This window comes from Rothia nasisuis (assembly GCF_928381405.1).
In the GTDB taxonomy this organism is placed as follows: Bacteria; Actinomycetota; Actinomycetes; order Actinomycetales; family Micrococcaceae; genus Rothia; species Rothia nasisuis.
Genome location: NZ_CAKMSB010000006.1, coordinates 1 through 26,304, shown reverse-complemented (window position 1 = coordinate 26,304; position 26,304 = coordinate 1). Strand labels below are relative to the sequence as shown.

Sequence of the window (26,304 nt, the reverse complement as noted above, 5' to 3'; positions counted from 1 at the left end):
TCGGATCAGGCAGGCGCATACCCCGGCCTGACTGCATCTCCACCACTTAACTGACTCATGACAAAGGAGAGTCCCATGGCACAGTTCAACGTCGATTCTGACCTGATTGCAAGCAAGTCAGCCCAGGCCCGCTCACAGGTGCAGACCCTTATCTCTGAGGTCAATGCGCTGACCGCGTCTTTGCAAGACTTGCAAGGCTCCTGGACGGGCGCAGCGTCCGCAAATTTTCAGGGTGTACTGACCAACTGGCGTGCTACTCAGAGGCAGGTTGAAGAGTCCATCGCAGAAATCAACGAGGCGCTTTCCCGCGCCGGTGTCAATTACTCAGAGACCGAAATGGCAAATGCCTCTATGTTTGTGGGCTAGCCGCCCAGCGCTGTGTCTTGGCGGTAGCGGAGCGTCCAGCTGCCGCCGGAGTCAGCCACCCAGGTACTCGTGCGTAAAATGAGGCCCTTTTCGGTGGGCACCTGAGAAACTAGCTGGGCCGCCTCGGGGCCCAGAGCCAGAGCCGTGATCTCTTCGGACGCACCGGTCGACGCGCAGGCGCGGCTGCGGTAGCGCAGAACGGTCTGCCTGTCAGTCAGCTGCCCGGTCGGTACCGCCCACGTAAGATCGGGGTGTAAGAGGGCACCCAGTAATTTTTCTGACCCGTAGATAGCCGGGCGTAGCATCTGGGCTTCACACTCGCGTACGGTAGCCAGGGTTTCTTGCCAGCTACTCCGAGTTGCCGGAGCCAGCTTCTGGCCGGACTGGCCGCTGTTCACCTCGCTCTCAGACGGTTCTTTCAAGCCCGGGCCAGTATTAGGGGCCCTGCCGTCACGGTAGGCCTGAGCCGCTTCGTTAGCTCTACGGTCAGCTGCCTCGTTGAGAGGGTGCCCGGTGTGCCCTTTCACCCACTCGAAGCTATAGACACGGCCCGCAATTGCCCGGTCGAGAGCCTTCATCAAATCCACGTTCAGCACGGGTTTGCCGTCTGACTTCTTCCACCCCTTCTTCTTCCAGCCGGGCATCCACTTGGTAATAGCGTTGATGGTGTACTGGCTGTCGCAGATGACGTGCAGGTGGGTTTGGGGCAGGTGCGCGGTCGCTTCGAAGAGATCAAGCACCGCCTTGAGCTCGCCCATATTGTTGGTGCCGTGCTCCCAGCCACCGGCAGCCCACCGGTTCTCATCAATGTACCAGGCCCAGCCTGCTGGCCCGGGGTTGCCCAGGGCTGAACCGTCGGCTGCTGCAATGATTTTCTCGGTCATAGTCCTTCTGAGGTTTGAGGGTACCGGGCTCTTATATTCTACGCTGGGAGCAGGCCCGCTACCGCACGGGCCTGCACCGCTAGAATAGATGCTATGGTTCACGGTCCCTCAGCTGCCGGGCAAACGGCTTCTCCCCTGACGCTCTTTACTCTGCCCGCAGAGACCTTGAGAGGCGGCTACGGCATCAACTGGTTGGACTACGTGGGCCTGGCCGAGCGGGCCCGGGCAGCCGAGTTCTCTAACCCAGACGAAGCCCTAGCTTTCGCCGCCCAGCACACGCTCATGAGAGCTATTGCTGCAAGCGTTTTAGGGGTTAAACCGACTGCGGCCGCCAATATACCGGTGGATCGGACCTGCCTACTCTGCGCAGACGCCCCCACAGGCTCAGCTCAAACACACGGCAAGCCCCGCATTGATGGGGTCAATCTTTCGATGGCACGCTCTTTAGGCCTGGTGGCGGGTGCCCTAGCACCAGCCGATGTAGCCGTAGGGCTAGATGTCATAGCGATACGCGGTAGCTATTACGATAGCTTCGACCGCATCGCGCTAGCTGACTATGAAAAACGCGTGGTGGCCTCCTTGGCGCAAAGCGAGGCTAGCGTTGCTCGGCATCTGCTCTGGAGCGCCAAAGAAGCTGTGCTGAAGGCCAGCGGCTACGGTCTCGCCGTGGAACCTAGCAGGGTCATGCTGTCACTGCCACCCATCAGCAGCTCTATTGAAGACTCACACGGCCTCACAGCCCGAGCCGTCGCCCACCTACCCGGTGGCGAGGCTCCCGCAACGTTCTGGCTGACCTGGCAGGTTTATCACGGCAGGCATCTGCTGGCGGTTGCCAGCGATACCCCGCACCGGGTCATGGCGCACACCGTCACCACCCCGCTAGCAGTCAAGCGCGTTCTCGGCGCTTAACGTTCGATAAGGACTCATTCACAGTAGTCAGGTGAACCAGGCACACAACAAAACCACCTGGCTCCACCGAGCGCGAGCCCGTGGGCACCTCGAGAAAAACCTGATGAATAGACCTTATTTTCTAGAGTGAACCCACCAGCTCAACCCCCAAGGCGCGGCCAAAGGTAGCCAGTTTAACCGCGGTCTCGTGATGTTCACGTGCAGGCACGGAATCTTTTACAATCCCCGCTCCAGCAAAGAGGGTGGCACTCCGCTGACCCACTTCAGCGCAGCGTAGCACCAGGTACCAGCTACCGTAGCCACGGGCGTCCATGTACCCCACCAGCCCACCAAAGAAACCACGCTCGAAGGGCTCTAGCTCAGCAATAAGCTGCTGGGCGACACCCCGCGGGGTACCGCAAATGGCCGGGGTCGGGTGAATAGCGCGCGCAGCGTGCAACGAGGTGACCCCGGGGTTGAGTTCACCGGTCACGGGTGTGCTCAGGTGCCAGAGCTGCGGGGTGGAAAGCAGGGAGGGCACAGCCGGCACGTGGAGCCGGGTGGTCAGGGGCGTGAGCCGCTGCTCAATATCACGGACCACAGTGGCGTGTTCAGCACGGTCTTTGGCCGAACGTAGGAGCTGCTCACCCCCCTGGGCGTCGTCGGTGGTACCGGGCTCTTCGGTGCGGGCGGCCGAACCCGCCAGGGGCACGGTGCGGATGCCGCTTTCGTCAGTGCGGACGACCAGCTCGGGAGATGCCCCCATCAAGTAGTTTTGGTTGGGCAATTGCGCCGCGAAAACAGTGGCCCGGGCCTGCTGCACCCGCAGGGTCTCAAAGAGGGCCCCTAGATGGAGGTCAGCGTCAAAGGTCGCCTCAACCAACCTAGCCAGCACGACCTTATCAAGCAGCCCCCGATTGATGAGGCTGACCGCCTGGGCCACAGCCTGCCGGTAGCCGGGGTTATCAACGCCACTCAGTGAGGACGCCGGCGGCTGGGCTGGTTGTTGCCCCACCCGAGCGGGAGCCTGCTCCCGCACCAGTCGCTCGGGAACTGCCAGGTGGGCTGGGGCGTGCGGGTCGAAGGGAATCAGCCCCACCACAGCCGAGTTTTTCTGCCTAGCAACGGCTAGGGCCTGCTCCTCGGTTACCGGTGTGAGGGTGCCCTCAGCCCGCACCAGGGCGCTCCCCTCTGCCAGCATGAAGGGCGAGGGGAGGGCTGAAGCTGACGACATTTCACTTTCTTTCACGGGCAGGTAGACGGGCTGGGCCTTAACAAGGCTACTCCAGCTCAGGCAGGGCGCCTAAAATATCGAAAGGACTTTACGGGTGGTGATGGGGCCGCGTTAGTGCCCCGGTTACCTCTGGCGCTGCAGGAGCAGAATTGTTTCATAGTGATTGCTGTGGGGAAACATGTCCATGACCTGGCCCACCAGCGGATAGTAGGAGGGCATGAGTTCCATATCTTTGACGTAGGAAGGCAGGTGACAGCTAGAGTAGATTACCCGGTCGATGCCGCTACTCTCAACCCAGCGTGAAAGCTCAGCCCCCAGGCCGCGCCGGGGCGGGTTGACCACCAGCATCTCGGGTACCTGCCTGCTGGCAGCGGCGTAGTCGGGAGCGTCCTGGGCAATAAATTCAACTCCGCTTATCCCGGATTCGTGCACGGTGCGCTGAGCTGAGGCGACCGCCTCGGGGCTAATTTCGATGCCGGTGACGCGGGAGCCTGCAGGTAAGACCCGGGCAGCGTGTAGGGCAAAGCCGCCAACCCCGCTATACAGATCCCAGAGGCTTGCCGGTGCACTGGTCTGCACCCAGTCTTGAGCACGGCGGTAGAGGGCTGCTGCTATATCAGTATTGGTCTGAAAGAAACTCTGCGGGCGCAGGTGCAGGGTCAGGTCATTGACCTGCATGGGTAGAGTGGTGCGCTCGGTCAGGATGATTTCTTCGCTCCCCTCGATGAGGGCCACATGCTCACGAAGCAGGTTAATGCTTACTACAGCCAGCTGGGGTAGTTGGCTCTGAAGCCAGCCCAGCTGGCTGCGGATAGCAACCAGAAGTTTTTTAGAGCGCAGCACGAAACGAATCATGAGCTCACCGTTAGCGGATGCTGTGACCAGGATGTTTTTGAGCTCTCCCTTACGGGTTGGTACCTGGTAAGGAGTGAGGCCGGCTCTTTGAATGAGGGCGGTCAGGACGGGAATCGCGGCAGCTACCGGGGGCGTGTACAGCAGGCAGTCGGTCAGGTCGACACCTGAGCCTGAGCGGTCCAGAATACCCAGTGTGGGCTCGGTGGCGGTGCCACCCACCACAAGTTTTGCCTTGTTACGGAAGGCTGTCTCGCTACTGGCGACGGGGCCTTCCCAGGTGATGCTGGGCCAGGGGGCTAGGAGGGCACGGGCGTCAGCCTGTTTGCCCTCAAGCTGCCGCGTGTAGGGGGTGTTAAGTAGGGTGCAGGAACGGCAGAGGCCGGCATCAAAGTAGTGGCAACGCATAGCTTCATCATTTTACAGGCAGAGAGAAAAAACCGGTGCCTCGTTGCCGAGACACCGGTTCCAGGAAAACACAATCACTAATAACTTTTAGCCACCTGCACCAAAGGCCATATCGCGATGAAGAGCCTCAGCGCTCTTTTTCTCTAGTTTGGCCCAACCGTCCGATGCGTAGGCCGCGAGCAAGATGGCAACCAGCCCTACAATAACTGCGTAGAGAACCAAATCGACAATGCTGAGCATATGCCTCACACCTTTCAGTTTCCTCTTTGATACTGATGATTAAAAGTAGAGAAGACCTCTCTAGCGATTTAAAGCATACTCCCACTCAAGTGTGAAGTGCAATACTATTATCTAAAATTTTTAGGCATCTTTTTGTGGGTGCCGCTGACCCGGGTGTTCATAGCATGAATACAGACCCTCCCCCAGGCACTCCAGCTCGGGCTAGGCGTCCTAGCCAAACTGCTCCTGCTTCTGTTCCAAGAAACCCTGCACGCACTCTTCGTACGAAAGCCCCATACGCTCAGCTAGAACTGCCAACCACCAGGTGCACTCACCAATTTTGAAGGCCAGCTCATCAGCTGCCTCGCTCGGCCAGCGCCCCTGCTGGGACATGGCATAGCGCCCTACCAGCCCGGCATCCGTCAGGAACGCAAGAGCGTCCTCTTCAACCGACCAGCGGGAATCGTGGTGGATTTCTTCAAGATTGTGGTATTTGGCGCGAATATCGAGTGACTGTTCAGTAACGTCCTGCAGATTCATGGTGTAGTAAGCCCTGCCTCTCGGTAAGCCCTGTGTGGGTTTCCCTCATTCTGCCACAGAGTCATAGAGCAAAAGCTCCGCCGCTCCCTGCATAAGCAAGAAGCGGCGGAGCTGACAGCACATGAGAAACCGGAAGCGAACCGGTTCTCTCGGGCGGGCGTGATTACATCATGCCGCCCATGCCGCCCATATCGGGGGCAGGTGCTGCCGCTGCGGGCTCGGGCTTGTCAGCCACCACAGCCTCGGTAGTCAAGAAGAGACCTGCAATGGAGGCTGCGTTCTGCAGTGCAGAGCGGGTAACCTTCACGGGATCGTTGATACCAGCTGCCATGAGGTCTTCGTACTCACCGGTTGCTGCGTTCAGGCCGGTACCTGCGGGCAGGTTGCGAACCTTGTCAACCACAACGCCGGGCTCCATACCAGCGTTGAAAGCGATCTGCTTGAGGGGGGCATCAATAGCAACACGAACAATGTTGGCACCGGTTACCTCATCACCGGAAAGTTCCAGCTTCTCAAAGGCCTTAGCACCAGCCTGAATCAGGGCGACGCCACCACCGGCGACGATACCCTCCTCAACGGCTGCCTTAGCGTTACGGACGGCGTCCTCAATACGGTGCTTGCGCTCCTTAAGCTCAACCTCGGTTGCAGCTCCCGCCTTCAGAACAGCTACACCACCGGCGAGCTTAGCCAGGCGCTCCTGCAACTTCTCACGGTCGTAATCTGAATCTGAGTTGGCGATTTCGCCACGAATCTGAGCTACACGGCCTTCAATAGCGTCCGCATCGCCAGCGCCCTCAATGATGGTGGTCTCATCCTTGGTCACAACAACCTTGCGGGCTGAACCCAGCAGGTCGATGGTTGCGGTATCAAGTGACAGACCAACCTCTTCGGCGATGACCTGGCCACCGGTCAGAATGGCAATGTCAGCCAGCTGGGCCTTACGGCGATCGCCGAAGCCGGGAGCCTTGACTGCAACGGACTTGATGGAACCGCGCATCTTGTTCAGCACGAGCAGGGCCAGGGCCTCACCCTCAACATCCTCGGCAACAATCAGCAGGGGCTTGCCGGACTGCATGACCTTCTCAAGTACGGGAACCAGGTCTTTGACGTTGGAGATCTTGGAGCTAACAATCAGGATGTAGGGGTCCTCAAGAACTGCCTCCTGGCGGTCTGCGTCGGTAACAAAGTAGCCGGAAAGGAATCCCTTGTCGAAACGCATACCCTCACTCAGTTCAAGGGTCAGGCCAAAGGTGTTGGACTCTTCAACGGTGATGACGCCCTCTTTACCGACCTTCTCCATAGCCTCAGCGATCAGCTTGCCGATTTCGGGGTCACCTGCTGAGATGGAGGCGGTTGCGGCGATTTCCTCTTCGGTCTCAACCTCCTTGGCGGAGGCGAGTAGCTCGGCGGTAACAGCTTCTACAGCCTTTTCAATACCGCGCTTCAGGGAGAGGGGGTCAGCACCAGCAGCGACGTTGCGCAAACCTTCGCGCACGAGGGCCTGAGCCAAGACGGTTGCGGTGGTGGTACCGTCACCGGCGATATCGTCGGTCTTCTTTGCGACCTCCTTGACCAGCTCGGCGCCAATCTTTTCGTAGGGGTCTTCGAGTTCGATTTCTTTGGCGATAGAGACGCCGTCGTTGGTGATGGTGGGTGCGCCCCAAGCCTTTTCAAGGACGACGTTGCGACCGCGGGGGCCGAGGGTTACCTTGACGGCATCGGCTAGGGTGTTGAGACCCTTTTCAAGACCGCGGCGTGCCTCTTCATCAAAAGCAATCAGCTTTGCCATGTGGCTTTCGCTCCTTCTGGAACAGTGAGATTGGGTGCGACACCGGTGCCCGCGACGGACGGCACCACCTGTTTCTCGCCGTCGGGGCGAAAGGGGTGGGCCTCACCAGAGTATCGCTTCAGTTGGTCCGCCCGGGGGCGCCCGCTGCGTCAACCTAGCACATGATTTAGCAGTCTTAGCCCCCGAGTGCTAATACTAATCTTGGCACTTGAGCGGTGGGGGTGCAAACCTATTGGGACGCTGGGCGAACCTTAATCGCCCACAGCGCACAAACTCACCCCTACCTGATTTGATAGTAAGGAGTCGGCAACCGCAGGCACCTTCGCCTAGCCGAGCACAAAAGTGCCGGTGGTGGCGTCGTAAACGTAGGGGCCCGCCGGGTCAACGTAGTAGGTGCCGGTGGTGGGGTCGTAGTTGTAACGCTCAACGGCAGCTGGCGTGGGCTCAGCACTACTGGATTCAGTGACGGTAGGTTCAGTGACGGTAGCTTCTTCGGGTGCTGGCTCGAAGGCGGCTGAGTCAAAATCAGCCCCCAACACTACGTAGACGAGCCCCGTGTCTGCCTGATAATCCTGGACGATGGTGGGCAGTTTGAGTGTGTCTGCGACCTCGTTAGCCTCAGAGGAGGCCCCTGTGGCGAAATAAACCAGGGATTCCTCGCTGTAGGCCCCCTCCCAGTTAGATGTAGAGGTGACTGTGTACCCAGCTGCCTCCAGGGCAGCTGTAGCCTGGGCGGCAGCACCGGGTGAGGCAGAGGAATTGTAGACCTCAACCCTGACACTAGCAGGGTTGGTAGTGGGTGTAGGCTGGGTGGCTGCGGCGGACGGACTGCCGGTGCTGGCGCCCCCTACAGCCTCAGGTGCCGCAGTACGTGGCGACATCACAAACATGGCTCCGCCCACGATAAGAGCCAGCACACCGGTCACCACCATGGCAATGAGTCCAGCGCGGGAGGTGTTGGCGTCCTTCTTCACCCCGCGGTAGGCACCACGGCGAGCGGTTGCTTCGTCGATATCATCGAACTCATCGCGAGGATAAGTGTTCACAGGCGGCCTCGTTTTCATACAGCGGGCGTGATTGACAGTCTCTAGAGTACACGCCCTGGCGTGCACGTGAGAGTAGGTTTAGGTGAGCAGGTCGCGTTGCTGGCGCAACCGCGCGGTCAGCACCGGTTCAGCGGCAATAGCCACAGGGTTATCGATCAGCGCATTGAGCTGTTGGTAGTAGGCAACGGGGGTAAGCCCCAGGCGGCCAATAGCCTGCTCTTTACTGCCCTGATACTTGAAGCGTCTTTTCTCTAGGGCCAAAATAGCCAGCTGCCGCTCGTCGAGAGCCCGCAGCGTTCCAGGCTCTAGGCCCCTCTCCCCTGCCGCTGTTCCTGCGGGGCGGGATTCACAGCCGTGCCCCTGCTGCACAGACGGGGCGTGTGACTCTGGCTGGCTGGCGGTCATATGTGCCTCTTCCGTGGTCTAGTCTTATTAGAGGAGGATACCCCACAGCAAGGAGAGAGCCAGTGCCTGCCCGCCCCTTACATGACATTATGGCCGCTGACTGGGCGGCCGCCCTAGCCCCCGTAGAGCCCCAAATTCGAGCCATGGGTAATTTTTTGCGGGCCGAGCATGAGGCGGGCCGGGCCACTCTACCCCCGGGGGAAGACATCTTTCGTGCCTTCACCTACCCCCTGTCTGCGGTAAAGGTACTGGTCATTGGGCAAGATCCTTACCCAACCCCCGGGCACGCTATGGGGCTGAGTTTCTCGGTGCGCCCCGACGTCCGGCCCCTGCCTCGTTCACTCCAAAATATCTACCAGGAACTCAACTCCGATCTGGGCATCATTCCCCCGGCCCACGGTGACCTGACCGCCTGGAGCGCGCAGGGCGTCATGCTCCTCAACAGGGTACTCTCGGTAGGTGCAGGCACCGCCGGGTCGCATCGCAACCTGGGATGGGAGCAGGTCACCACCGCAGCTATCGAAGCGCTGGCGGCGCGTGGCACTCCTCTCGTCGGCCTGCTCTGGGGTGCGGATGCCCGCAAGTGCAGGCCCCTGCTCGGCGGCTACCCCTGCGTTGAGTCTGCTCACCCATCACCGCTCTCAGCCTCACGCGGCTTCTTCGGCTCCCGCCCCTTCTCCCGGGTTAACGAGCTACTAATCAGGCAGGGAGCTACCCCCGTCAACTGGGAGCTCTAGCTGAGCGCACCTTCTGCGTGACCGCATCCCACAGGTAGGTGCCAAGCACAATGCCGGTGGCCATCAGCAGCACGGTGACGCCAGCGGCGGTAAGCCCCTGTATACCGGCTGAGAGGTCTTCACCGCCCAACACCAGGTAGGAAGACCGAAAGATAGTTAGGCCCGGTAGCATGAACATCATGCCCGGAACGTAGTAGGTAGAGGCCGGTGCGTGGAGCAGGTAGCCGGCGAGCGCTGAGAGCAGGCCAACGGTGAAGGCGCCGATGAGGACGTTGAGCCGCCCGGCTTCAAGGCCGCTACCCAGGTTTAGCCCGTGGTAGGTAGCCTGCCCCGCGAGTGAGACGAGGGCGGCGAGCCAAATGTTGGTGGCTGAACCCTGCCAGGCGGCAGCGGTCATGGCGGAGCCAACTGCCATACCTGCGATTGTGCCCCAGAGGGGTGGAGGGTTGAAGACGGTTGCCTGCACGTTGAAGGAGGCCGGGTCGAAGAAGTTGACTACGGTGAGGGCAACAGCGATTCCCGCAATCAGGCCGGTGAAGTTAGCACCGGTGATGACGAATTTTCCGGCGGCGGTGAGTGGGAAGCCGTGGAGGGCGTCCTGCACCGCTGAAACCAGACGGAAGGTGGGAAGGAGCATCATGAGCCCGGCAGCGACCACGTGGGGCGCTGAGACGTAGAAGCCGCGCGCGACCAGGTAGCCTTCTGGGCTTGAGACAAAGAGAGCCAGCATGGTGATGACGCCGGAGCCCAGGGCCATCATGAAGAAGGAGGGCAGGGCCAGTTTACCCGCAGCAGCTAGCACACCGTGGACGGCGGTGTAGACCACCAGTGAAGTCAGCGCGGCGCGCCAGGAACCGCCAACGCCCAGAGTAAAAGCCCCGGCCATGATCAGGTTCCAGGCCAAAAGGGCGGCCGGTGAATAGGGCTTTTTCTCTGAATTGATAGTAGCGAGGCGGCGCTCTGCCCTGGTTCGGCTTACCTGCCCAGAGGCGATGTCATGCACCAGAGTGTAGAGCCGGTGCAGGGCCCGGTAGTTCTCTGAGGTGGAACGCACCACGCGCACCAGGGTTAGGCCCAGTTTCTCACCCCCGGCGGGGTCTTGCCCCGCTACACCCTGGGTGGTGGTCATCGCTTCGGGCAGGGTCCCGGCCTGCGCTGCCCGGTCGAACTCCGAGACATAGTTGATAACGATGGACTGGTAGGTGATATCAACTTCAACGTCGTGCAGGCCGTAGACGGCGCAGACGGTGACCACAGCGGCGTCCACGTCGGCGGCATCCGCACCGTAGTGGAAGAGGGTTTCAGCCAGACGTAGGGCGAAGGCGAGAATCTCTCGGGTATGTTCTTTGTGCTGCGCCCGTTGCCGGTATCGGGCTACCGCCACCTGGGCCAGTTGGCGCTGGGCCACGCGCGCAATACCGCGCATGGGCACGGTCAGGGCCTGTTGAGGCTGGGCAAAGGAGCGCAGGGACGCGCCTGCCCGTCTTTTCGCCGGTGGCTGGGTGACGGGCACGGTGGCCGGGTAGGAGGCTTGAGGGAGCGGCTGTGCAGAGAATGGGGTGGTCTCGGGCTCAGGGTGCGGCTCATAGCCCAGCCCCCGCCGCGAACTATCGGTCACGTTTTTCTTTCGAATCGGTGCCGCTGACAGCGGTGGCCAGGTAACGCTGGATGATGTACTGCATCAGGTAGCTACCCAGTACCACACCGGAGGCCATGGAAAGAATGACCGCGATAGCCGCGACCATGCCGGGCACTCCGGTAGCCGAGTTGGCCTCGACGGTGAAGAGGTAGAGCCCCCGGAAGACCGAGAGGCCGGGGAGCAAGAAGGTCAGCGCCGGAACGTAGAAGATAGAGGCTGGAGCGTGCAGACGGAAGGCTAAGAAGGTGCTCATCAGGCCGATGACGAGCGCGGCAAAGGCGGTGTTAGCGCGGCCAGCACCGGCACCAAAGAACAGGGTGTAGCCCTGATAGGCGGCAAACCCGCAGGTAGAGATGAGCAGAATCCACAGGAGGGTGCGCCAGCGGGCGTGGGTAGTTACAGCGAAAGCGAGTGAGGCCAGCATGAAGAAAATATAGGAGACCACAGGGGTGGCGCCCACAAAGCGTGTTTCGGTAATGTCGAGCTCGCTCACTCCCAGCACCGAAAGGGCAGCCACCGCTGAGGCCAGCCCCACCACGATACCTAAGAAGGACATACCTGTTGAGACGAACTTACCCGCTGCCGTGAGCGGGAAGCCGTTGAGGGCGTCCTGCACCGTTGACACCAGACGAGCAGTGGGGAGCAGCATAATCAAGCCTGCCGCCACTATGTGCGGTGCACTCACGTGGAATCCCACCTGAGAGAAGAGAGATGCCTCATCTGATATATAAATCGCGGCGAAGGTAACCACACCCGCCCCTGCGGCCATGGTGAAGAAACCTGGCATCTTGAGCCGGGAAATCAGACTGTTCACAAAGTGAATCGCGAGAAAGACGATACCGCCCACAGCGCCCGCAGCTAACGAGCCGCCCAGAGCCAGAACCAGCGAGAAGGCCGCCACGATATTGGCCAGCATAATGACCATGGGTGAGTAGGGCTTCTTGGCGGTGTTAATTTTGTGTAGGCGGCGCTCTGCGCGGTGGCGGGGCAGCCCCCCGGCGGTGATGTCGTTGATGAGCTTGTAGATATCGTCAAGAGCAGCGTAATTCTCTGACCAGGAACGCACCACGCGCATGACCGTGTGGCTAAAGCGCTCCTTACCGGCACCGGCCTCGGTGCTGCCATCCAGGGAAATGGCGCGGGTCTGGTCGTCAACCTCATCAATGTCTGATACATAGTTGATGATGACGGACTGGTTGGTGATATCAATTTCAACGTCGTCGAGCCCATAGGCTGCGCATACCGCCACGATAGCGGAGTCTACATCGACCGTATCTGCCCCATAGTGAAACATGGTTTCGGCCAGGCGCAGGGAGAAGTTGAGCACCTCACGGGCCTCTTCTTTTTCGCGCACGTAGGCGGCCCGATGGGCGGCCGCAATGTTGAAGGGCCGCTGGGCTAGACGAGCGATACCCCTCATGGGCTTGGTCAACGACTGGTCGGTGCTGACGAAAGACTTGAGCGAAGAGCGCACACGCGAAGGGCGCTTAGCGTCTGACGCGGCCGGTGGGGCCACCGGTAGGTTGACGGTGTGTGGGCCAGACGCCGAGGGGTAGGAGGCCTGCTGCAACCCGGTAGCCTCATCGACCGTGGGGTTCCCTGCGGTGGTCGGGGCAGAATCAGGTTCTGCAGCGGCCCCCAGGGTCAGGTCGGTAGCCGGCCCAAATGCGGAAGGCACCTGATAGGTGGCCGGCGCGCTCAAATCAAAGGCAGAGTTCTCAGGGGTTGGGGGCGCAGACTCCCCCAGGTGCGCGAGGGCATCGCGCAACCGAGGATCGCGTACCTCATCAAGTGAGATAACCGGTACAGGGCCCCAACTACTACCGGTCGATGCGGCCGGCGGGTTCTGGATACCGCCCCGCTCCCCGCCAGCTGCCCCTCCGGTAGGTGGGGCGGTAGCGTCCTGCTGTTTCTGCCCCGGTGTGCCGCTAGAGACCCGCGGTAGAAGCGCGGTCTGCCCGAATGCCCCGACGCTGGCCTCATCAGCAGATGAAGCTATATCAAAAGCAGAAGCGGAAGGGTAGGCCTTCTGCTGTAAGGGAGCGGAACTCTTACTCACGGTTCAGGTTTACTCCTTCCGCCTCGTGCGGTGAAGTGGCACATCTGTGCCCTAGGGCTGCTTGCCAAGTGTTGATTTAATAGAAGGGCTGGCCTGTCTTGCGCACCCAAATCTGGCGCATGACTTTCTCAACGGCACTGTTCCAGGCCCGGTACTTGACCGGTGAGATGACCTGATCCCACACGCCCACGTAGTCAATGACGTCCTTGGTGAAGGAGGTCTTGAAAAGGCCCAGGCCGTAGTGGCGGTGATCCTTGTTCTTAAGCTCGCTCTTGGGCGGGGTGCCGCAGAAGTCGTAGCTCTTAATCTCGAATTCCTTCATCAGGTCGGTCAGGGCAGTCCACTGAACCTGGTGGGAGTCGCCGTACTGTTTACGGCGCGGCTTGGAGCCGCCGTCCTTGTAGGTGCCCTTCTCACCGTAGCGAATCACGTAGGCACCCACGGAGGGCTCGCCGTCCTCATAGGTGAAGTAGAGGCGGCCCTGGCCGGCCTTCTCGAAGGTTGTCCAGAAGTCACGGTAGTAGTCGTAGGAGCGCAGGTGAACGTTGGCGTTGCCCTGCCCCACGGTGTCCATGAGGGCGTACATCTTCTTCATATTCTCTTCGGTCAACTCTACGCGCTGCACCTGGCACCCCTCACGCGCCGATCGGCGCACAGCGTTACGGCCGCGGGAGGAGAGGGACTTGAGCACGTCTTCTTCGCTCTTGTCGGTATCGAGAATGGCGGTGGAGTCGTTGGGCTGGATGTTCCAGCTTTTGACCAGGCCGGTCTTGGCCATGAAGGCGTTGATGGAGTCGTCTGCGATGATGTCGGGCTCAATCTTGACCGCGAAGACACCCAGCTTCTCGCGCTTGATGAAGTCCTTGTTAGCATCGAGAATAGCGGGAATCTCTTCAACAGAGTTCACGCCGGGGCCCTTGATCATGTACCAGATTTTGCCCAGGGCAGGTACCGACTTTTCAAGGACCAGGTTACAGCTGGTAAAGGGGGCCTCTTCACCGTTGAGCACGGTAGTGCCTTCGTAGACCAGGTAAAGAGGCTTCCAGCCGTGCTTGGCCTTGACGGAGGCGAAGGACGCTGACTGTAGCAGGTTGCCGCCGCCGGGGCTAGCGATGACGTGGCCGTCCCAGGAGGCGATTTCGGCGTCGGTGGCGAAGCGGGCTGTGAATTCTCGCAAGGTCCCTCTTTTTCTTTTCGGTGCGCGAGTGGGCGCGGGAAAGGTTTCAGCTTCCCAGTCTATCGACTGTGGGGCGGGGCGCGCATCCTTTAACAGCGTGAGATGAGCTGTCTTTTCCTACTCATACTCCACATTTAAAAGAAACCTCCTGCTTCAGACACTAAAGAGGCTGATTCAAACGGTATGACAGGCTCACAGTCGCTACTGATCTTCTCCTCTAGTTCACTAGCTATCTCGCAAGCTCACCAGACTCACTGCGAAACTACTCCACCTGCTCTTATGAATAATCCTTCTTAAAGATGGAAGAAGTATTTTTTTCTACTAGCTGCGAAAATCTTGGCAACCTCTTGCTGGTGCAGGGCATCTCCCACCTTCTGCCCGTGAATGGGAGGGTAGAGAGGCCTTTCCTGAGCCAGAATATACCAATGATGAATATCTTTGACAGAGCGATTGAAAAAATGGAGCTTTGATTCATAAGTAAAGCTACCTTGCAAACGTCCAGCTGATTTGTCCCTACCTATCCACATGTAGTTCGAGTCTTCAATCAGTTGACGGTCGAGAGCCCGTGTTAGGTACCCAGCAACCCAATCTGCGAACTGGATATTAGACGACAGTTTACTATCCAAGTGCATGGGAGCCTCTAGCAGTCTAAGCATCTCTTCAAACTCAGTAGACCGAGAAAAGATATGCTGATACATGCGAGCAACACGCTGTGCACGTTGCTTCTCATTAATGCTGTCGATAGTGACCAAGAGATTCTGTTCTTTCGATTCTGCATGGCGAGCTAAACGATTGAGGGTTTCCTTCATAGCATCGGCCTCTCTCTTCTCGACGTCTAATTGAGTTTGCTTGGGTGTTCCAAGCTCCTTTTCGTCTACGTAATAGAAAAGATGCCCTCCGAAGGACCTTAGCTCATTTACTAGAGAACAGAAAAAGCGAAGATGCTCAGGATGTAAATTTGGAGTATCTCCACGGAAAAGTTCAGACCCCTTGACTTCTAAATATTTAATATCTTGTTCTTGAGCCTTCCCTTTAAACCGATTCCGCTTCTGCTGGGTGAAGATGGACCCAAACTCACGAGCGTGCTCTTCAGGTATGACAAACCCTGCATATCCGAAACCGGGAGAAGTGTTGTATTTAGGATGGTCGCGTGCGATGAAGGCTCCCGGCTCACCTATCTCATCGATATACGCTAGGAGCATTGTCCTTGTTACCTTCCTTCTCACGGCAAAAGCCCACACCTAAGCGTGGGCTTTGCGGGGTGATGCTCTGAGGACTTTTGGGGAAATTCCCTCACCACTAGCTTTCATATCAAAGCCTACCTCTAAACGATTCCTAGAACAAGAAGCAACGCGCAACAAGATAAAGGCGCTTGCTCCCCAAGCTAAGGGGAACAAGCGCCTTATCTAACCGAGTGTTCTAAAGACCTTAGAGTCTACTCGGCGTCGTGGTCGGTCTCGAGAATCTTGACCAGGGTGTCGAGTGCTTCTTCGGCGCCATCGCCCTCTGCGCGCAGAACGACTTTGTCGCCGTGCTTGGCACCGAGTGACATCAGGGAAAGGATGGACGCTGCGTCCATTGCCTCATCTGCGGGCTCGCCTTCAGCTGCGATGGTGACTTCTACTGGGAGGTCGCCGGCTGCCTCAGCGAAAATCGCTGCGGGGCGGGCGTGCAGGCCAACACGGCTTGCGATGGTGGCAATACGTTCTGCCATGGTGTTCTCCTTACAAAGGGGGTGGATTTGCTGTCCACTACTGAGTCTAAATCAGTCGCGTATGTTTCGCGCGTGTTAACGCACGATTTGAGCGTGATTTATCAAGGAGTGGACGGCGGTGGTTTAGAGCCCGAGCTCGTCAAGGATAGGCAGGTGCTTACGCGCTGCTTCCTTGGCTTCAGCTGATGAGATTTGGTCGAGGGCGTCAATGGCGATCTGCTGTGCTTTCTGCGGGGTGACCGACTTGAGCACGGCTGAGACTGCCGCCATGGCACCTGCGTTCATGGAGAGGGTGTCAACACCCAGGCCCACCAGGACGACAGCCAGCGCAGGGTCGGCTGCCGCCTCGCCACACACGGAGACGTACTTCTTGACGCCGGCCTTGGCTGATGCTCGCTTGGCACCCTCAACGGTCAGCTTAATCATCTTGAGCACGGCGGGCTGCCAGGGGTTGTTGAGATGGGCCAGGTCGCCGAGCAGGCGGTCGGCTGCCATGGTGTACTGGGTCAGGTCGTTGGTGCCGATGGAGACAAAGTCGACTTCACCGAGGATCGCTTCAGCGTTGACGGCTGCTGCGGGGGTTTCTACCATCACGCCGCGAGTGTGGAGCCCCACTTCGTCCACCATTTCTTTGAAGCGGCGGGCTTCGCTGGTGGTTGAGATCATGGGGGCCATGACCCAGATGTCGGCATCGGAGCCGTCAGCTGCTGCCTTGATGGCTTCGAGCTGGCGTTCGAGAACACCGGGCACGGTCCAGTCAGTGCGGTAGCCGCGCACACCCAGAGCGGGGTTCTCTTCTTCTTTGACGTTGAGGAAGGGCAGGGGCTTGTCAGCGCCCGCATCGAGGGTACGGACGACGATGTGCTTGCTGGGGAAGGCATCGAAGACAGACTTGTAAGTGGTGGTCTGGGTTTCTACCGAGGGCTCGGTATCGTGACCCAGGAAGCCGAATTCGGTGCGGAGCAGGCCAACGCCTTCTGCCTTGAGGCCGGCTGCTTTCTCTGCGCTTTTACCGTCGCCGACGTTGGAGTAGAGGGGTACCTGGGTGCCGTCTGCCATGACTCCGGTACCGTCGAAGGCGGGGAGTTCCTTTCGGTTGGCGTATTTTTCGGCCAGGGTGCGATGCTCGTTTGTGACCTCGGTGTCTACGGTGCCCTGGTTGGAGTCAACGTAGATTTCTGTGCCGTTGGGAATCTCGGTGACTCCCTTGGCGGCGACGATGGCGGGCAGGCCGAGTCCGCGGGCGAGAATGGCGGTGTGGGCCTGGGGGCCGCCGTCCGAGGTGATGAGCGCGATGACTTGTTTGGGATCCAGGGTGGCGGTGTCTGCCGGTGCCAGGTCAATTGCGGCCAGGATGAAAGGCTCATCGGAGACGGGGATGCCGGGGGCCTGCTGGCCGGTCAGCTCGGCGACGATGCGGGCGCGGACGTCGTGGATGTCGGTAACGCGCTCGGCCATGTAGCCGCCCAGGGCTGCCATCTGGTCGGCGAAGGCAGATGCGGCCTCCCAGACGGCAAGTTCGGGAGCCTTGCCCTGCTTCTCCACAATCTTGATAGCGCTCTTGAGAAGGGCCCGGTCGGTAGCCATCTGTGAGGTGGATTTGAGCACGGCTTTGCCGTCGCGGCCAGCGTTTTCGGCACGCTCAAGCAGACCATTTTTGACGGTTTCGGCTGCTGCCTTGATACGTTCTGCGGCCTGCTCGGGGGTCTCGCTATCTGAGAGTTTCAGGGAAGATGAGGGAGCCTTGATGGGCTCGGGCATCTGTAGAACCTTGCCAATAACGCGGCCGGCGTAGACGCCGACACCCTTGTAGGTAGTCATAGTGTTTTCCTTCGAAAGTTGAGGTCGTTAGGCCGCAACGTCGGTCTTCTGACCTGCGAGTGACTTGAGAACAATATACACGAGTGCGCCTGCCACGGTGCCAGCAATCGCCGCAATAAGAAACATAATGGGGTTTTCTACCAGAGCGATGATCCAGACACCGCCGTGGGGTGCGGGTGAGGCTACGCCTGCGCCCATGGAGATCGCGCCCGCTATTGCGGCACCGATCATGGAGGAGGGGATGACGCGCAGCGGGTCGGCGGTGGCGAAGGGAATGGCGCCTTCAGAGATGAAGGAGGCACCCAGAAGCCAGGCTGCCTTGCCGTTTTCACGTTCAGGGGTGCTAAAAAGCTTGGGGCGAACGGCGGTGGCTAGGGCCATAGCCAGCGGGGGCACCATACCGGAGATAATGACGGCCGCCATGACCTGCTGCGAGGCCAGGGTGCCTGCGGAGAGTCCGGCTGTGGCGAAGAGGTAGGCTGCCTTGTTAACGGGACCGCCCAAATCAAAGCCCATCATGGCACCCAGTATGATGCCGAGAATGACGGCTGAGGCACCGGTCATGGAGTTCAGCCACTCGGTCAGTGAGGTGGTAATCCAGGCCAGGGGTGTGCCAAGCAGGAAGAAGATGAGGCCACCGGCAAAGAGGGTGGCAATGAGGGGGGTGATGACCACGGGCATCATGGAGGCAAGCCAACGGGGTAGCTTAAGCAGGGAGAGCCAGTAGGCGCACAGACCGGCCAGCAGGCCAGCGACGATGCCGCCGAGGAAGCCGCCGCCGACGAGGACGGCCACCGAACCGGCAATGAAGCCGGGGGCGATGCCGGGGCGCTGAGCCAGGCCGTAGGCGATGTAGGCGGCCAGAATCGGAACCATAGCGCTGAGGCCAAACCCGCCGATGGTGTGCAAGGCTGCACCCAGGTAGAGGGAGAGCGGGGTGCCGTTCAGGTTGGTGAGGGAGGCGCCTTCGAGGATGGCTTCGGGGTCTACCTCGCCCAGGTTGGGCATGGTGATGGCTTCGAGCATGAAGCCGATAGCCAGGATGATACCGCCAGCTGCCACGAAGGGAATCATGTAGGAGACGCCGGTCATCAGGGCCTTGTAGATGCGGGTGCCCCAGGGGCCTGAGTCTGCGGTTGCCTCGGCGGCATCTGCTGCGCTACCTGCGGTGATGCGCTTGCCTGCGGGGTTTTCAGCTTCGGCTAGCGCTTCTTCAATCAGCACCTTGGGTTCGTCGATACCGCGTTTGACGGGGGCCTCGATGTAGGGCTTACCGGCGAAGCGTTCGCGTCCGCGCACGGGCAGGGCCACAGCAAAGACGACGGCGTCGGCTTCGTCAATCTCGGCCTGGGTCAGCTTTTCACCGCCTGAGGAGCCCTGGGGCTCGACCTTGAAGTCGTAGCCCAGTTCTTCGGCGGCGTATTTGAGGCCGTCGGCTGCCATGTAGGTGTGGGCGATGCCGGTGGGGCAGTTGGTCACAGCCACAATTTTCTTGCGGCGGGCGGGCTCAGTGGTGCCTGCGGCAGCCGCTGCGCTCGTGCCGGACGCTGTTGCCCCGGCTTCTGCGGGAGCGGGTGCCTCAGCTGCCTTTTCGCGCAGGCCCAGTGCTTCTTCCACCAGAACAACAACCTCGTCAGCGGTCTTTGCCTCGCGCAGGGCTGCGGTGAAGGATTTCTTCATCAGGGAGCGGGCCATTTGGGAGAGAATCTTCAGGTGAGCTTCGTCGCCGTCAGCGGGAGCCGCGATGAAGAAGACGAGGTCGGCGGGGCCGTCCTTGGCGCCGAAATCAACGGCGGGGTTGGGGCGGGCCATAGCCAGGGTGGGCTCTGTGACGGCCTCTGAGCGGCAGTGCGGGATTGCGATGCCGCCAGGAATGCCGGTGTCAGTTTTCTCTTCGCGGGCGCGGGCGGCCGTGTAGAGAGCCTCTAGGTCGGTTGCACGGCCGGTCTCTGCGACAGCTTCTGCCAGGCGACGAATCACGTCGAAGCGGGAGCTGCCGAGGTTCTCATCGAGGCTGATGAGATCTGCGGTGATAAGAGCAGACATGTGCTCCTCCTCGGGGTGGTTGTGTTAGGTGGGTGTGGCTTTCGATGGTTCAGAGGGCCAGCTGGCGCAGGGTCACTGCGCTGGGCGTGGTGGATTCGAGGGTGGGCACCTGGGTACCGGGCAGGGCGGCGGCGGCGGAGCCGTGGGCAACCGCCTGGATGAGACATTCAGGCAGGGTCTTGCCCTGTTCGTGTGCGATCAGAAAACCGGCCAGGGAGCAGTCGCCTGCGCCGACGGTGGAGCGTACCTTGATGGGGGCGTGTACAGCGTGCCAGGCGCCTTCGGCGGTCACGAGAACAGCTCCACCGCCGCCGAGGGTAGCGAGTACCATTTCAACGCCGCGGTCAACCAGTTCTTGGGCGGTGCGGGCGGTGAGTTCGGGGCTGGCTTCGAGCTCGTCCGTCATCTCGATTTTGCCGACCAGTTCGGCCAGTTCTTCGGAGTTAGGTTTGATGAGGTTGGGCATGCCGTCCAGCCCGACGAGGGCGTCGCGCAGGGCTGCGCCTGAGGTGTCTACAGCGATACGGGGGGCCTTCTCCCCCAGGGACTCACGGAGGGAACGCCCGACGACCGCGTAGTAGTCGGTGGGTACGCCTGCGGGCAGGGAGCCCGCCAGGACCAGCCAGGAGGCGTCGATGGTCTCTTTGATCATCAGACGGGTGAGCTGCTGTTGGGCTACGTCGTTGAGGGGCTTTCCGGGGGCGTTGATTTTGGTGGTGGTGCCGTCGGGTTCAACGATGGTGATGTTGGAGCGGATTGGCGTGCCAATGGGCATGTTGACGAAAGGCACGGAGGCGTCTTTGAGGCTGGAGAGCACGGGGTCTTCGGAGTCTCCGGGTAGCACGGCGATGGTTTCAAAGCCTGAGACCGAGAGGGCGCGGGCTATGTTGACGCCTTTACCTCCTGGGTCGGAGGCTGCGGCGACAGCGCGTTGCACAGCACCGCGTTTGATTTCGTGGGCAAGTTCCACGGTGCGGTCCATACTGGGGTTGGCGGTTAGGGTAACAATCATGCGATGAGCACCTCTACATTGGATTCTTCGAGCGCTGCGGCAAGGTCACCTTCGGGTGCCTTGTCGGTGATGAGGGTGTCGACGTCTTCGAGCCCGGCAAAGCGCACCAGGGATTCTTGGCCGAATTTGGCGGAGTCGCATAGGAGCACCACACGGCGGGCTGACTTGACGATGGCGGTCTTGACAATTGCTTCGTTCAGGCCGGGGGTGGAGAGCCCGAATTCGGCATCAAGCCCGTTGACGCCGATGAAGGCGATGTCGGGCCGGATGGTTTCGAAGTGAGCAGCTGCCCGGGTACCCACGGCTGCCCAGGTCATTTTGCGCAACTGGCCGCCTACCATATCGATGGTGATACCGTCTGCCTCGGCTAGCTTGACGGCGATGTGCAGGGCGTGGGTGATGATGAGGCGGTCTGCCCCTGATTTGAGGGAGAAGTCGGCGGCGGCGATACGGTCGGCCAGGATCTCGATGGTGGTGCCCGCGTCGAGAACTACCGCTCCGGCGTCTGAATCACGGAGTAGCTCGTAGGCTCGCAGGGCGATTCTCTGCTTTTCGGGGGTGTTCATATTCTGGCGCAGGGCGATGGAGGATTCAATCGAGGTGGATTGCTCTACGGTTACGGCGCCGCCGTGTACTCGGCGTAGCTTACCGTCGGCTTCGAGTGCGGCGAGGTCACGGCGGACGGTTTCCATCGTGACTTCGTAGCGCCGGGCGAGGTCGGCACCGTTAACACGGCGCGCGGAAGCCACGAGTTTAGCTATTTCAGCACGTCGTTCTTCAGCGAACATGTGTCTATCACCTTATAACGTCTGGGGGATGGGATTACAGAACCCTAGTCTACAGTTGATTTTATGTGGGTTTCTGTGGGCACGTCAATGCAAACCCCTATAATTACGGGGTATTTCAGCGGGAATTTTTGGGTTTTAGGGCAGTTTTGAGCAGGGCCAGCGCAAAAACCCAACCGATAACACACCCTAGAAAGTTAGCAAGGACGTCTGCCAGCGAGCTAGTTCGCTCAGGCATGAAGTGCTGGGTGGCTTCAATAGCACAGGTGGCAACCAGCCCGCCTGCCGGAATCAGCCAGAGGTGGACGGGGCGGAGGAGCAGGGTGAAGAGCAGGCCGCCGGGGATGAACATGGCGATGTTGGAGAGCCACTCGACCTGGGCGTAGCCAAACCAGGCCGGTAGCCAGCCGTCCCTGTGCCCGGCAGCCAAGATCCGAGTGAGGGTTTGGCCGCTGGCGCCAGCGTCCACGTGGCTTGGCCAGAACACTATGAAGGCCACAGCTAGTAGGTAGAGAACCGTGATGACCCCCAGGGTAGCCCTGCCCACTAGGGTTTGCCGACTAGCAGGGGTTCGGTGGCTTCGGCCCAGTGGGCCAAGCCTGGCAGATTGACCTCGAAGGGTTCGGCGTTGGCGATAGTGCCGAATTCACGGCCATGGGTGGCTGAGAGGGTGCGGCGTATGAGGGAGCCGTGCGAAACAGCGATGACGCGTTGCCCGGGGTAATCGCGGGCAATCTGGCGGAGCACCCTAATGCCGCGCACGTAGACAGAGCGCTCGCTTTCTACACCGGAGTAGAAGGCGTCGGGTTCCTTACGGGCCTCAGCTGAGATATCGAGACCCTCAGCCTCACCGTAGCCGCGTTCGATGAGGCCCTCGTAGGTTGCACCAACGGTGAGGCCGAAGGCTGCACCGATGATGTCTGCGGTTTCTTTGGCGCGGGAGAGCGGGGAGGAGACAATGACGTCAAACTCGAGACCGCGGGCCTTGAGGGAGTCAGCGGTCTGGTGGGCCTGGGCGCGGCCTGTCTCGTTGAGGGGGATGTCGCTGGAGCCCTGCATGAGGTGGTTCTTGTTCCAGTCGGTTTGGCCGTGACGGATGAGCATGATGGAGGCTGCCCTGTGGGCGGGGGCTAGCTCTACTACGGTGCCGTTGGCAGGTACGGGGACTTTGTGGCTGGTGCGCTCGGTGAGCAGGCGGGAGATGAGCATGCCGTGGGCAACGATAATCAGGTTCTTTCCGGCGTGGTCGGCTTCGATTCGGTCGAGGGCTTCTTCAACGCGGGCTAGAAAGCTGGCTAGCGGTTCGATGTCTGCGGTTTCGTTTTCGATGGTTTCCCAGAGGGCAGGGTTGTTGGGTGTGCCTTCTAGCCCGTAGAAGGAGCGTTCTGCCAGACCCTCGTAGGTGCCGAGGGTGGGTAGGTTGAGCTCCTTGGCGATGATATGGCCGGTCTCTCGCGCGCGTGAGAGGGGTGAGGTGACTATTCCGTCCCAGGTGAAGTTGGGGTTGGTGGCCTGGAGGGTGCGGGCGTATTCGAGGACGTTGGTGGCGGCTACGCGGGCCTGGTCGCGGCCGGTGTCATTGAGGGGGATATCGCTGGATCCTTGAAGTTTGTGTACGAGGTTCCAGTCGGTCTGTCCGTGTCTGATGAGTACGCTAGGCATGGTCTCTATTATCGCACTGTTGTGGTGGGTGGGGTGTTCTGGTCGGTGTGTTCAGGGGCTCACGCATCAAAGCGAGAGGGCTCAATTCTGTGTAAAAAATAGGGTAATTTTTACACAGAATTGAGCCCTCACGTATGTCTAAAGTAACTACACGGAGATGCTGGCACTAATGTTTCCCCGAGATAGTTAGTTATTTTTGGCCTTGATTAGTTGGGAGCGGTTGAGGCGAGATTGAAATCTGCCCTGGAGTGCAAGGCTATCCCCGCAGATACGGAAACGTTCAATGATTCAGCTCTTGGGTTCATTGGAATAGTTACCTTATCCTGAGAAATAGCGCCTATGGCCTCAGAGGCGCCAATTTTCTCGCTACCAAAAACAAGAACTAGTCGTTCTTTGATGTGACCGAGCTGCTCAATGCTAACTGATCCCTCAAGGTCGAAAGAAACTAGCCTGCTACTGTTCTTTGAAAAGTGTTTCAGGGTTTCTTCTCGGGTAGCGAGCACGACGGGCAGGGAGAAGACGTAGCCACGACTTGCACGGATAAGTCTACGGTCTGCGACACTTGCAAGATCGCTGTTAACGAGGACTATTCCGGCGGCACCGAGTGCGAATGAGGTTCGGACTATGGCCCCGATATTGCCAACAATTTTGACACCGTCGAGAAGTATGATGTCACCGGATGCTTTTTCTAAGTCTGTAAAACGTGAAGGTCGGGGAACGCGTGCTACCCCAAAGAGCTTGGGTTTTTTCTCAATTTTGAAAATCTGCCCCGCTAAAGAAGTTGCGATCACTCTCACCGGAATGTTGTGTTCGGCTGCTTTAGTTAGAAGCTCGTGCGGCAGGGTCGCATTTTCTAACCCGTAGATTTCCACAAACTCCACTCCTGCAGCAAGACTCTGCATGAGGGGCTCAAAATCTTCAATCAGAACTGTACGCAATTTTCCACGTGCAGGTTTGATGAGATCTACAATCCGTTGGACTGCCGGGTCGGAGCGTTCGGAGATGAAGTCTGGGCTCAGCATGCACCAAGTATAGCAAGGCTTGATCCCTGGCCCACATTTCTCTAGGAGTAGCGACTGATGTGTACTGGATTCGGCCTGTGGTGGTCTACTTTTTTGGGGCACTTCATCTGCCTAATAGCACCAGCTACTTGCTCAAATCCAAACCCTCAACACCCACAATCACCGTAGGACTAAAAGGCAACTGCCACACCCCCACATCCACCACCATCCTTGGATTTTCATCCATCAAACCACCAATACGATCCACCACCTCACTATCAGCCAAACCATACTGTTTTCCCTTAAAAACCAAATCAGAACAATCAGGACTCTGAAGATAAATATCAGATGAAGAACTATACGACCTAGCCCCGCTACGTTGTCCTGCAATTGCTGTGATGGTGCATTGCTCGGTGTGATGAAAAGCCCTGTTAACTTGTGTAGATAACAGTACCCAAGCAGTTCCATACACCGTAGGAACAAGGAAAATCGACAACCCCACAAGATTACGAACCCGCTCCCAAGGCGTCATATACTTCCACCCATTAGGCTTCTTAGGCTTAGACCCCTTAGAACCTTTACTCACCAGGCACCTCCGTCAATTCATCAACCAACACCGCACCAGAACCCGCACCCACATGAGAAGCCGCCGACAACAAACCCTCACCGGCAGAAGGATCAAAAGATACCGAACCCACAGACCGCACCGGCCCACTCGACGCCACACCACCAGAAACAGCCTGCTTAAGGCCACCCTCAAAAGCTTTACCAGCATTCCACCCTGGACCCTTATAATCCTCATCCCGATAGGACTCATACTGCGGCGAATACGTCATCGGAGCACCCGAATACGACGCCACACCATTGACAAAATCACCAATACCATCAGAAACCATAGAACGCCCCTTAGCCAAGACACCCTCAGCAGCATCCCAACCAAAGTTCGTCAACTTTTGATCGACATACTTCGAAACAGGCTTCGGCACCAAAGCATTCGACACCGCAGGCACACCCTTACAAGCGATACCCATACCCCAACACATAATCCCCCTCAGCCGGCAACTGAAAAGGAGGGAACACCAGCACCACCTGCTGACCCCGATACCCATCCAACTCAGCAGCCATCTCCTCCCAAGACCCGGCAGGAGAAGGAGACAAAACCTTAGAAACATAGACAGTCCCACACTCCTCCGTACGAATCTTCAACTCAGTACTGGAAGTTGATAAACCACCGGTACCACTACGTTTATTGAAAACTTCAGCAGAGATAATTGTGCACTGTTTATCAATAGGATTCTTTTGACTATATTCATTGTACAAAGGAATGCCAATCATAGATAAAACGCTGAGGGAAACAATAGTCAGCAGGCAGAAACTCAACCATTTCCTGGGCTTTTTATTTCCTTTTTTATTTAATTCATCACTATAAAATATATTCATTATTCTACTCATTACGTAGCGGTGTAGCGGGACGAATTGCGTCCGCAGATGAAGAAGAAACTCCACTTGAGCCACCACTGAGCATGCTCTTAAGGCCCTCTTTCCCGGCATCTGTGATATTCAAGGAATTCTCCTGGGGAGTAACGACATAATTGGCGACGCCTAGAGCATAGTCACCAATTCTATCAAGCCCGAAACCAGCTATATTTTCCACAGTAGACCCCGATACGTAGTTCTGCCTCAACGGCGTCACCCTCGGCGACACCACACCAACCCCCACACCAGACACCGTCGCCCGAGCATAACCACCCACTGTATGCTCCTCAAAATCACCCAAACCATACGCCAAATTATTACTCGCCACATTGATATGTACTGGCTTTAGTTCCGACCATCATACGAGACTCACAGCAGCATCCACCACCTCATCCGGCGTCCGATAACCAAGAGACGCATGCAACCGCCGCTCATTCCACCAACACACCCAGCCAGCCGTCTCAGCTTCCAGCTGCCCAACCGACCTAAAAAGCCGGTCCCGCACCATTTCAGCCTTGTAAGCCCCGTTCACCGATTCAGCCAG

General features: G+C 58.9%; 27 protein-coding genes. 3 read left to right on the top strand and 24 right to left on the bottom strand.

Translation table 11 applies throughout. The features are described 5' to 3' along the window. The first annotated feature begins 75 nt into the window (after positions 1 to 75). Positions 76 to 366 (top strand): WXG100 family type VII secretion target, encoded by a 291-nt coding sequence (locus tag L6966_RS06460; protein WP_083092052.1) that lies wholly within the window; start codon positions 76 to 78, stop codon positions 364 to 366. Here the strand turns inward: L6966_RS06460 and L6966_RS06455 are convergent. After that, on the bottom strand, positions 363 to 1,250 hold the full coding sequence (locus tag L6966_RS06455) for an RNase H family protein (RefSeq protein WP_237225174.1): 888 nt from the start codon (positions 1,248 to 1,250) through the stop codon (positions 363 to 365). The two genes, L6966_RS06460 and L6966_RS06455, sit on opposite strands and share 4 nt — an antisense overlap. Before the next feature lie 93 nt (positions 1,251 to 1,343). Between L6966_RS06455 and L6966_RS06450 the strand changes: the two genes are divergently transcribed. Then, a complete protein-coding gene (locus tag L6966_RS06450) occupies positions 1,344 to 2,159 on the top strand; it encodes a 4'-phosphopantetheinyl transferase family protein (RefSeq protein ID WP_237225175.1) in 816 nt (271 codons plus the stop codon). Positions 2,160 to 2,280: 121 nt separating this feature from the next. On the opposite strand, the gene L6966_RS06445 is transcribed toward L6966_RS06450, so the two are convergent. The 7 genes from L6966_RS06445 to L6966_RS06415 form a co-directional block, all read right to left on the bottom strand. Then, the gene (locus tag L6966_RS06445) at positions 2,281 to 3,372 is read right to left on the bottom strand and encodes an isochorismate synthase (protein ID WP_237225176.1); all 1,092 of its coding nucleotides are present in this window, start codon (positions 3,370 to 3,372) and stop codon (positions 2,281 to 2,283) included. Between the two features lie 123 nt (positions 3,373 to 3,495). After that, complete coding sequence (gene rlmC, locus L6966_RS06440; protein ID WP_237225177.1) at positions 3,496 to 4,632, bottom strand: 23S rRNA (uracil(747)-C(5))-methyltransferase RlmC; 1,137 nt, start codon at positions 4,630 to 4,632, stop codon at positions 3,496 to 3,498. An 87-nt stretch (positions 4,633 to 4,719) separates the two neighbouring features. After that, positions 4,720 to 4,872: a hypothetical protein gene (locus L6966_RS06435; protein ID WP_180377858.1), complete on the bottom strand. Its 153-nt coding sequence runs from the start codon at positions 4,870 to 4,872 to the stop codon at positions 4,720 to 4,722. Positions 4,873 to 5,082: 210 nt separating this feature from the next. Then, a complete protein-coding gene (locus L6966_RS06430; RefSeq protein WP_237225178.1) occupies positions 5,083 to 5,391 on the bottom strand; it encodes a nucleoside triphosphate pyrophosphohydrolase family protein in 309 nt (102 codons plus the stop codon). A 163-nt stretch (positions 5,392 to 5,554) separates the two neighbouring features. Next, on the bottom strand, positions 5,555 to 7,180 hold the full coding sequence (gene groL / locus L6966_RS06425) for a chaperonin GroEL (protein ID WP_083092058.1): 1,626 nt from the start codon (positions 7,178 to 7,180) through the stop codon (positions 5,555 to 5,557). Positions 7,181 to 7,506: 326 nt separating this feature from the next. Next, the gene (locus tag L6966_RS06420) at positions 7,507 to 8,226 is read right to left on the bottom strand and encodes a LytR C-terminal domain-containing protein (RefSeq protein WP_237225179.1); all 720 of its coding nucleotides are present in this window, start codon (positions 8,224 to 8,226) and stop codon (positions 7,507 to 7,509) included. A 78-nt stretch (positions 8,227 to 8,304) separates the two neighbouring features. Next, entirely contained in the window at positions 8,305 to 8,631 is a 327-nt protein-coding gene (locus L6966_RS06415) for a DUF3263 domain-containing protein (RefSeq protein WP_237225180.1), read from the bottom strand. An 89-nt stretch (positions 8,632 to 8,720) separates the two neighbouring features. Between L6966_RS06415 and L6966_RS06410 the strand changes: the two genes are divergently transcribed. Further along, positions 8,721 to 9,368: a uracil-DNA glycosylase gene (locus L6966_RS06410; RefSeq protein WP_083092236.1), complete on the top strand. Its 648-nt coding sequence runs from the start codon at positions 8,721 to 8,723 to the stop codon at positions 9,366 to 9,368. Here the strand turns inward: L6966_RS06410 and L6966_RS06405 are convergent. The 16 genes from L6966_RS06405 to L6966_RS06330 form a co-directional block, all read right to left on the bottom strand. Continuing rightward, positions 9,352 to 10,986 carry a threonine/serine exporter family protein gene (locus L6966_RS06405; RefSeq protein WP_237225181.1) on the bottom strand — a complete coding sequence of 545 codons (1,635 nt, stop codon included), beginning with the start codon at positions 10,984 to 10,986 and terminating at the stop codon, positions 9,352 to 9,354. The two genes, L6966_RS06410 and L6966_RS06405, sit on opposite strands and share 17 nt — an antisense overlap. Further along, entirely contained in the window at positions 10,976 to 13,066 is a 2,091-nt protein-coding gene (locus tag L6966_RS06400; protein WP_237225182.1) for a threonine/serine exporter family protein, read from the bottom strand. The genes L6966_RS06405 and L6966_RS06400 overlap by 11 nt, the downstream gene beginning before the upstream one ends. 76 nt (positions 13,067 to 13,142) lie before the next feature. Beyond that, positions 13,143 to 14,243 carry a lipid II:glycine glycyltransferase FemX gene (locus L6966_RS06395; RefSeq protein ID WP_237225183.1) on the bottom strand — a complete coding sequence of 367 codons (1,101 nt, stop codon included), beginning with the start codon at positions 14,241 to 14,243 and terminating at the stop codon, positions 13,143 to 13,145. A gap of 293 nt (positions 14,244 to 14,536) precedes the next feature. Further along, the gene (locus L6966_RS06390; RefSeq protein ID WP_237225184.1) at positions 14,537 to 15,445 is read right to left on the bottom strand and encodes a DUF3800 domain-containing protein; all 909 of its coding nucleotides are present in this window, start codon (positions 15,443 to 15,445) and stop codon (positions 14,537 to 14,539) included. A gap of 233 nt (positions 15,446 to 15,678) precedes the next feature. Next, entirely contained in the window at positions 15,679 to 15,957 is a 279-nt protein-coding gene (locus tag L6966_RS06385) for an HPr family phosphocarrier protein (RefSeq protein WP_068169273.1), read from the bottom strand. Positions 15,958 to 16,080: 123 nt separating this feature from the next. Continuing rightward, positions 16,081 to 17,778, bottom strand: a complete 1,698-nt coding sequence (gene ptsP / locus L6966_RS06380) for a phosphoenolpyruvate--protein phosphotransferase (protein WP_237225185.1) — start codon at positions 17,776 to 17,778, stop codon at positions 16,081 to 16,083. A 27-nt stretch (positions 17,779 to 17,805) separates the two neighbouring features. Next, on the bottom strand, positions 17,806 to 19,824 hold the full coding sequence (locus L6966_RS06375) for a PTS fructose transporter subunit IIABC (RefSeq protein WP_237225186.1): 2,019 nt from the start codon (positions 19,822 to 19,824) through the stop codon (positions 17,806 to 17,808). Between the two features lie 49 nt (positions 19,825 to 19,873). Next, a complete protein-coding gene (locus tag L6966_RS06370) occupies positions 19,874 to 20,836 on the bottom strand; it encodes a 1-phosphofructokinase family hexose kinase (RefSeq protein ID WP_083092066.1) in 963 nt (320 codons plus the stop codon). After that, complete coding sequence (locus L6966_RS06365; RefSeq protein ID WP_083092067.1) at positions 20,833 to 21,624, bottom strand: DeoR/GlpR family DNA-binding transcription regulator; 792 nt, start codon at positions 21,622 to 21,624, stop codon at positions 20,833 to 20,835. The genes L6966_RS06370 and L6966_RS06365 overlap by 4 nt, the downstream gene beginning before the upstream one ends. A gap of 115 nt (positions 21,625 to 21,739) precedes the next feature. Beyond that, entirely contained in the window at positions 21,740 to 22,168 is a 429-nt protein-coding gene (locus L6966_RS06360) for a VanZ family protein (RefSeq protein ID WP_237233103.1), read from the bottom strand. Next, complete coding sequence (locus L6966_RS06355; RefSeq protein ID WP_237233102.1) at positions 22,168 to 23,283, bottom strand: histidine phosphatase family protein; 1,116 nt, start codon at positions 23,281 to 23,283, stop codon at positions 22,168 to 22,170. The genes L6966_RS06360 and L6966_RS06355 overlap by 1 nt, the downstream gene beginning before the upstream one ends. Before the next feature lie 206 nt (positions 23,284 to 23,489). Beyond that, entirely contained in the window at positions 23,490 to 24,305 is an 816-nt protein-coding gene (locus L6966_RS06350) for a TrmH family RNA methyltransferase (protein ID WP_237233101.1), read from the bottom strand. 124 nt (positions 24,306 to 24,429) lie between these two features. Continuing rightward, positions 24,430 to 24,816, bottom strand: a complete 387-nt coding sequence (locus L6966_RS06345) for a hypothetical protein (protein WP_237233100.1) — start codon at positions 24,814 to 24,816, stop codon at positions 24,430 to 24,432. 46 nt (positions 24,817 to 24,862) lie between these two features. Continuing rightward, positions 24,863 to 25,294 (bottom strand): hypothetical protein, encoded by a 432-nt coding sequence (locus L6966_RS06340; protein ID WP_237233099.1) that lies wholly within the window; start codon positions 25,292 to 25,294, stop codon positions 24,863 to 24,865. Between the two features lie 4 nt (positions 25,295 to 25,298). Further along, positions 25,299 to 25,724 carry a hypothetical protein gene (locus tag L6966_RS06335; protein ID WP_237225190.1) on the bottom strand — a complete coding sequence of 142 codons (426 nt, stop codon included), beginning with the start codon at positions 25,722 to 25,724 and terminating at the stop codon, positions 25,299 to 25,301. 394 nt (positions 25,725 to 26,118) lie between these two features. Further along, positions 26,119 to 26,304, bottom strand: a 186-nt coding sequence (locus L6966_RS06330) for an integrase core domain-containing protein (protein WP_237233098.1), incomplete at its 5' end; no start/stop codon positions are given.